10 protein-coding genes are annotated in these 7449 nt (G+C 39.2%); 1 reads left to right on the top strand and 9 read right to left on the bottom strand.

Annotated elements, in window-relative coordinates:
• The 9 genes from atpA to thiL all read right to left on the bottom strand — a co-directional run.
• Nucleotides 1–1116: F0F1 ATP synthase subunit alpha (atpA, locus tag Q8907_10355; protein MDP4274668.1), on the bottom strand; the 1116-nt coding region annotated here is incomplete at its 3' end.
• Nucleotides 1117–1174: 58 nt separating this feature from the next.
• A complete protein-coding gene (atpH, locus tag Q8907_10360) occupies nucleotides 1175–1735 on the bottom strand; it encodes an ATP synthase F1 subunit delta (protein MDP4274669.1) in 561 nt (186 codons plus the stop codon).
• A 41-nt stretch (nucleotides 1736–1776) separates the two neighbouring features.
• Nucleotides 1777–2271 (bottom strand): F0F1 ATP synthase subunit B, encoded by a 495-nt coding sequence (locus Q8907_10365; protein MDP4274670.1) that lies wholly within the window; start codon nucleotides 2269–2271, stop codon nucleotides 1777–1779.
• A gap of 88 nt (nucleotides 2272–2359) precedes the next feature.
• The gene (gene atpE, locus Q8907_10370) at nucleotides 2360–2620 is read right to left on the bottom strand and encodes an ATP synthase F0 subunit C (protein ID MDP4274671.1); all 261 of its coding nucleotides are present in this window, start codon (nucleotides 2618–2620) and stop codon (nucleotides 2360–2362) included.
• A 39-nt stretch (nucleotides 2621–2659) separates the two neighbouring features.
• Nucleotides 2660–3727, bottom strand: a complete 1068-nt coding sequence (gene atpB, locus Q8907_10375; GenBank protein MDP4274672.1) for a F0F1 ATP synthase subunit A — start codon at nucleotides 3725–3727, stop codon at nucleotides 2660–2662.
• A 538-nt stretch (nucleotides 3728–4265) separates the two neighbouring features.
• Nucleotides 4266–4499 (bottom strand): AtpZ/AtpI family protein, encoded by a 234-nt coding sequence (locus Q8907_10380; GenBank protein ID MDP4274673.1) that lies wholly within the window; start codon nucleotides 4497–4499, stop codon nucleotides 4266–4268.
• A complete protein-coding gene (locus Q8907_10385; protein ID MDP4274674.1) occupies nucleotides 4471–4860 on the bottom strand; it encodes a polymer-forming cytoskeletal protein in 390 nt (129 codons plus the stop codon). The genes Q8907_10380 and Q8907_10385 overlap by 29 nt, the downstream gene beginning before the upstream one ends.
• Before the next feature lie 108 nt (nucleotides 4861–4968).
• Nucleotides 4969–5649, bottom strand: a complete 681-nt coding sequence (locus tag Q8907_10390) for a 2-C-methyl-D-erythritol 4-phosphate cytidylyltransferase (GenBank protein ID MDP4274675.1) — start codon at nucleotides 5647–5649, stop codon at nucleotides 4969–4971.
• Between the two features lie 90 nt (nucleotides 5650–5739).
• The gene (gene thiL, locus Q8907_10395; protein MDP4274676.1) at nucleotides 5740–6792 is read right to left on the bottom strand and encodes a thiamine-phosphate kinase; all 1053 of its coding nucleotides are present in this window, start codon (nucleotides 6790–6792) and stop codon (nucleotides 5740–5742) included.
• A 228-nt stretch (nucleotides 6793–7020) separates the two neighbouring features.
• On the opposite strand from thiL, the gene Q8907_10400 reads away from it, so the two are divergent.
• Nucleotides 7021–7449 (top strand): Fe-S cluster assembly protein SufB (locus Q8907_10400; protein MDP4274677.1); only part of this gene is annotated, 429 nt, incomplete at its 3' end.

The raw sequence follows: 7449 nt of genomic DNA on the forward strand, positions 1-7449 counted from the left end.
ATTTGATTCAAGGAAAATCTGCCCGTCGGTAATGGATATCACGTTGGTCGGGATATAGGCGGAAACGTCACCTGCCTGTGTCTCGATAATCGGCAATGCCGTGAGCGAACCTCCACCTTTTACCAGAGGCCTGATGGAATCGGGTAAATCATTCATCTGGCTGGCGATTTCGTCTGATTCGATAATCTTGGCTGCCCTTTCCAGCAAACGGGAATGCAGGTAAAATACGTCGCCGGGATAAGCTTCACGCCCTGGCGGACGACGGAGCAAGAGGGAAACTTCACGGTATGATACGGCCTGTTTGGACAAATCATCATAAACGATTAAGGCCGAACGGCCGGAATCACGGAAAAATTCTCCTATAGCAGCGCCTGCAAAGGGAGCGTAAAATTGCAAGGCAGCAGGGTCGGCAGCGGTAGATGCGACAATTACTGTATAGGCCATGGCACCGTGTTCCTGCAAGGTTTTTGCAGTATTGGCAATACTTGATCCTTTCTGGCCAATTGCAACATAAATACAATAAACAGGATGGCCTTTTTCGTAAAACTCCTTCTGGTTAATAATTGTATCAATGGCAATAGCCGTTTTCCCGGTTTGACGGTCACCGATGATCAATTCACGCTGACCTCTCCCGATAGGGATCATTGCATCAATAGCTTTTAATCCGGTTTGTAAAGGCTCCTTCACCGGTTGACGGTAGATAACGCCGGGAGCTTTCCTTTCCAAAGGCATTTCGTACGTCGTTCCGGAGACAGGCCCTTTGCCATCGATTGGTTCGCCCAGGGTGTTGATCACCCTTCCCAACAAACCTTCTCCAACCTGAATGGAAGCAATTTTTCCTGTACGTTTAACTGTATCTCCTTCTTTAATTTCATCGGAAGGGCCTAATAATACTGCACCTACATTGTCTTCCTCAAGGTTCAGCACTATGCCTTTGATGCCATTTTCAAATTCGATCAGCTCATTGGATTCAACATTTGAAAGTCCATAAATACGGGCAATACCATCGCCAATTGTCAAAACTGTACCTACTTCTTCCAGCTCAACATCGGTTTTATAACCTTCCAGTTGTTGTTTGAGTATTTCCGAAACTTCAGCAGGTTTAATATCAGCCATATATTTGTATGTTTAAATTTTCCGGTCCAGGAACTTATTCCCTTGCCGGCATTTTATTTTACAATTTTGATACAAAAGTGAAATCAATCAGTTTACGTTTTACTTCTTTCAGATGATTTGAGATGCTGGCATCAAATTGCCTATCGTCAACCTTAAGAATAAAACCCCCGATTAAATCTTTGTTCACATTAGTATCTAGCTCTACTTCTTTCGTATTGAATGATCTTTTTATTAATTCAGAAACCTTATCGCGGGTTTCTGAATCTATTTCTGATGCAGTGGTCAGCACAGCAGCTTTAATTCCTTTATCGCTTCTGTATAAATCAATGAAATACCTGGCAATATCCCTGATAAAAGCTTCCCGTTTATTTTCTACCAGTAAATCCAGAAACTTCATAGTCAGTTCATTTATAGAACTTTTGAAAATGGCGTTTAAGGTTTTTCTTTTCTGTGAGGGCTTAGCTATAGGGCTTTCAATCATTCTCATAAACTCACTCACGCTGTTGCAGATCTTATAAATCAACAGCATGTCTTTGCTGATTGTATCCAGGATATTTTTTTCTTTGGATAGAATAAACAATGCTTTTGAATAACGGACCACTATTTTGCTCTGATTCATAATAAAAACCCTTCATTGATTGTTAAAGCCAATGACTTTAACTAATTTAATTTTATTTCTTTCAGTAAATTATCAATCAATTGTTTTTGCTCTTCCCCTTGAGATAATTTTTGCCGGAGAATTTTTTCGGCAATTTCAACAGACAATGAAGCAACCTGATTCTTAATTTCGTTCATGGCTGCAGCTTTTTCTGCCCTGATATTTTGACGGGCAGTTTCAGTGATTTTAGCTGCTTCCACAACAGCCTGATTCTTTGCTTCATCAAGAATTTTATCTTTCACTTCCCGTGCTTCTTTGAGGAGCAGATCGCGTTCTTTGCGGGCCTCAGCCATAATGCGTTGATTGTCGGCCTGTAATTTGGCCATTTGCTCTTTTGCTTTGTCGGCGCTTTTCAATGCATTTTCAATGGATTTTTCCCTATCCTTTAAGGCATTGAGAATAGGTTTCCATGCAAACTTCTTTAAAATTACCATGACGATGGTAAAGGAAAGAAGCATCCAAAATATTAAACCTATACCCGGAGTTACCAGTTGCATATATCTTTTATTTAAAAATATTAAAAAATCAAAACATCATAAACTTCTACAGTTGCGCCAACCGCACAACTGTAGAAGAAATTCCTTTTTAGATGAAAAGGATAAGCAAGCAAACAACGATAGCGAAGAAAGCAACACCTTCGATCAGAGCGGCGGCAACAATCATGTTTGAACGAATATCGCCTACTGCTTCCGGTTGACGTGAAATAGCTTCCATTGCGTTTGCACCAATGTTACCGATACCCAAACCAGCACCTATGGCTGCTATACCAGCACCTATCCCGGCACCTAATTTGGCTACACCGGCTCCGGCTGCTGCTGCTTGTAAAATTACTGCTAATAATGACATCATAATTGAACAATATTTAATTAATAAAAGTCCTCAAAACTATTCATGCTCTTCGGCGGTTGCCATTCCAAAATAAAGTGCCGAAAGCATGGTGAAAACATAAGCCTGGATAAAAGCCACCAATAATTCCAGCATGGTCATGAACATGGTAAATACCAATGACAGGGGCGAAATGGCATAACCCAGGTAAGCCTGCATCTGGCCGAAAATAAATATCAGGCTGAAGAAACCCAAGGCAATGATATGCCCTGCGGTAATGTTGGCAAAGAGTCGGACCATCAATACGAAAGGCTTGGTGAACAAGCCAACCAGTTCGACAATCGGCATCAGGGGAACAGGAATCTTCAGCCACCAGGGGACACCCGGTGCATTGTAAACTTCTTTCCAATAATGTTTATTTCCGCTGATGGTAGTCAGAATAAATGTAAATATAGCCAGTACCATGGTTATTGCAATATTCCCCGTAACATTTGCACCACCGGGAAAAATTGGAATAAGACCCAGCAAATTATTAAACAAAATAAAGAAAAAGATGCTAAGCAGGTAAGGCATATATTTTTCATATTTGTCTCCTATTGAGGGAATGGCTACATCGTCTTTTATGAAAAGGATGACCGGCTCAAACAAATTTTGCATCCCTTTGGGTGCAAGACCTTCCCGTTTTTTATAGGAACGGGCTACGTTGATAAAAATATATAACAACAAAGCCAGGCTGATAAATATGGCAAAAACATCTTTGGTAATCGACAGGTCTAAGGGCTTCAATTCACTCCCATCAGGCATGCTTTCAACCAGCTTCCCTTCATTCGCTTTACTTTCTGATATTTTAAAACCCTGATAGGAAGTTGCGCCGTGGTGTAATTTTGTGGCACAGAATATATGCCAGCCCGATATGTTGCTGTGAACAATGCACAACAGAGGTATGCTGACCTCTACTTTTTTATAAGTCAGGATGTGCCATTCGTAGGCATCGCCAATGTGTTCAAAAATAAATTTACCCGGCTGAAACTTTTTCTCCTGATTAGCGCTCTTGCCCTGAACCTCTTGTTCTGAATTTACAGTATTTGCCTGTTGCGGGAAAGAAAATTGGCAACAAAGAACAAGCAAAAAACTTAGAATTAAGCTTTTTAAGTAATATTTTTCATTTAGCCTCATCATATCCAAGAAAAATAAGACGTAAAAGTAAAAAAAAATAGATTGAATTGAATAAATTTTATTTCTTTTTCAATAAAGATAAAATTGATTTTACTTCATAAAATGTAAACATCAGGTAGAGAGAAAAAAAAGCGACCAGGAAAGCCGGGATATGACTCCTGTCGAAAAGGAGGTAGATAAAGATAAACAGTAGGTAAACGAAAAATTTCACAACCGATAGGGATATATACCGGTTAATTAATTTATTAATCCTTTGCTTAACGGTTTTTATGAGAAATGAAAAAATCAATGCATTGAAGAACAGGAAAAAAACCAATAAAACCCAATAAACTGAAAGGTAATATTCCTTCTTTAACAGATTTGTCGCAAAGCATACGAAAGCTATAAAAACTACTCCTGCCGAAATAAGGAGTTCTCCGGAAATGAATTTTCTTAATTCTTTTGCGGTTTCACTTTTTATAAAATTGGACATTTTACATAAAATAAGTAGTTATTTGAAATTTATCAAATCCTTAATTGCAAAATAAACAGCCAGAAATACCCCGACGATCGAAAGAATAACCGTAAATACTGGCGTTGTATGTAACCAATGGTCTAGTTTAAAACCGCCAAAAACGCTCAAAAGAATAATGACAAGCATCTGAAAGGCGATGCTTGAATACTTACCATAGTCTGTAAGTTTGTTCTTATTCCCTTTAAGCAGGTTTTGTTTCGCTTTCTTCAATTTGAACGGTTTTCCCGTCATTCATTTTACAATTTCCGCTAAATTTACAACCGGGTTCAATTGCCAGCTTGTTAATGGAAATATCTCCCTTTATGACAGCAGTAGCTTTTAACGAAAGCATTTCTGAAGCGGTTATTTTCCCTTCCACTGTACCTTCAATAACGGCATTGGCACAAATAATCTCTCCTGTTACACTTCCTGTTGCGCCTATTACAACTTTCCCTTTTGTGACCAGATTCCCTGTAAGAATTCCATCAAAACGCAAATCCCCGTCTGAATTCACATCACCTTTAATAGTTGTACCTGCACTTACCTGATTAATCGAATTTGATTGAGCATCAATTTCATTGAATTTGGCCATAAAAAAATATTTAAAATGAGAAATTTGACAAACGTATAAATTGATGTCACAAATGTATTAATTTTATAAACAGACAATAAAATTTTGCAATTTTTTAGGGATGATTTTTTATTTCTCATCTGCATGGAAATAGCTCTCAGCAATCCGGATATCCAGGGGCGTTGTAATCTTTATATTTTCTATATTTCCGTCTACAAGATTGATTTTTTCACCGGCCATTTCTACTACACTGGCATCATCTGTAAATAAAGGAGAATATCTCTTTTTATGGTATGACTGAAGCAGAATTTCACTTTTAAAAACCTGCGGGGTCTGAACAATTTTATATTTGGAACGGTCGACCATTTCGCTGTCTTGGCCGTTTGTCATCCTTAAGGAATCATTAACCGGGATAACCGGTATTGCAGTTCCTGATTTTATGGCTGTTTTAAAGCAGCGGTCAATGGTTTCTTCACTAACCAAAGGCCGTACCCCGTCGTGAACGGCAATGATACCTTCTTCTTTGATCTCCGCCAGCGCATTTTTTACCGATTGAAAGCGCTGCAAACCTCCCTTTACGACATCATGCGGAATGGTGAAATTAAATGTCCTGCATAGCTTCTTCCAATATGGAATTTGGTCTTCAGGCAGGGCCAGGATAATTTTAATTTTCTTATCGTATTTGTAAAACACCAGAAGGGTACGCATTAAAATAGGAATACCTCTTACTTTTAAAAATTGTTTAGGAATACTTGAATTCATCCGTTTACCCGATCCTCCTGCAACAATTATTACAAATTTTTTTGGCATGTTGTTTTAAAATTTAGGAACCAGCTGTTTTAGATGATTTAACCTTGAAAATAAGTTGTGAACCCTTAGCTTTTATGTTTCTGAAATAGTTTATTGATTTTGCCCGCTGAGATTGTTCCACCCCTGCGCAGTTAGCGCAATGGTTTGTCCGTCACTGGTAATCAGGCTGGAGCCTTCACTTTTTTCTGTCATATGACCGATAAGTGTTATACCTGGAAGCCCTTTTATTTTGTCGTATTCTTTCAGTGGCATGGTGAAAAGCAATTCAAAGTCTTCCCCTCCGTTTAATGCTGCAGTTACAGGACTAATATTAAACTCCTCGGCCATTAAAATAGTTTGCGGGTCAATGGGGATTTTGTCCTCGAAAAGTTTACAGCCTTTGCCCGAATCATGGCAGATATGCAGGATATCTGAAGATAAACCATCGGAAATATCAATCATGGAAGTAGGTTTAAGATTCATCTCCTTAAACATTCTGACCACATCCCTGCGGGCTTCAGGTTTGAGCTGGCGTTCCAGGATATAATCGTGGCCTTCGAGGTCGGGCTGGAAACCGGTGTTCTCCAGAAACAGCTTCTTCTCTCGTTCGAGCAGCTGCAAACCCATATAGGCTGCTCCAAGGTCTCCTGAAACACAAATCAAATCATTATCTTGAGCGGTATTCCTGTAAACAATATTTTCTGTATCTGCTACTCCAACGGCAGTGATGCTGATGGTAAGCCCCGTGAGGGAAGTGGACGTATCGCCTCCAACCAGGTCTACTCCGTATTTGTCGCAGGCTGTATATATCCCTTCATATAACTGTTCCACGGATTGCAGGGAAAATTTATTGGAAAGGGCTATGGATACAGTAATTTGTTTTGGCTGGGCATTCATGGCATAAATGTCCGACAGGTTTGCAATTACGGCTTTATAACCCAGATGTTTTAAGGGCGTGTATACCAGGTTGAAATGTACCCCCTCGACCAGCAGGTCGGTTGTCAGGATGGTTTGTTGATCTCCAAAACTTAAAACTGCGGCATCATCGCCCACTCCTTTTTTCGTTTCGGGGTTTTTTATTTTTATATTTTTGGTAAGATGATCGATCAGGCCAAATTCTCCCAATTCGGCAAGGCTTGTCAATTTATTTTCGTTGCTAAACATTGATTTTAAATATTAATTTATTCTGGTTTTGTTATCTTTGCATCCGTTTTTAGAATCATTCTAAATAACAGGGATGAAATTCAACAAAATCCTTTTATTTTTGTTAATCAATAGATGTTTCCGATTATACAAAGGTAATCATTTTTTAATTTAAGCTTTAATTATCCCTTCATGGAGAGGAAGCGGGCAGATAAAAGCATCCGGTCCGGGGGAAAGAGGAAAAGTATTATGAAAGAAAACCAGGATGACATACTTGGAGAAGTTACAAAGGGTGAATATAAATATGGTTTTTATACCGACATAGATATTGAAAGTATTCCAAAAGGGCTGAACGAGGATATTATCCGCCTTATTTCCAGGAAAAAAAACGAACCGGATTTTATGCTTGACTTCAGGTTGAAGGCTTTTAAAAAATGGAAAACGATGAAAATGCCTGGGTGGGCTCATTTGCGCATTCCAAAAATTGATTACCAGGATATCATCTATTATTCGGTACCTAAAAAACGGGCTCAGCAGGATAATGACCAGGAAATTGACCCTGAGCTTAAAAGTACCTTCGACCGCCTTGGAATTCCCCTGGAAGAGCAGAAACAACTGGCCGGAGTAGCTGTTGATGCCGTAATGGACAGTATTTCTGTTAAAACAACTTTCAGGGAA

Source organism: Bacteroidota bacterium (assembly GCA_030706565.1).
In the GTDB taxonomy this organism is placed as follows: domain Bacteria; phylum Bacteroidota; class Bacteroidia; order Bacteroidales; family JAUZOH01; genus JAUZOH01.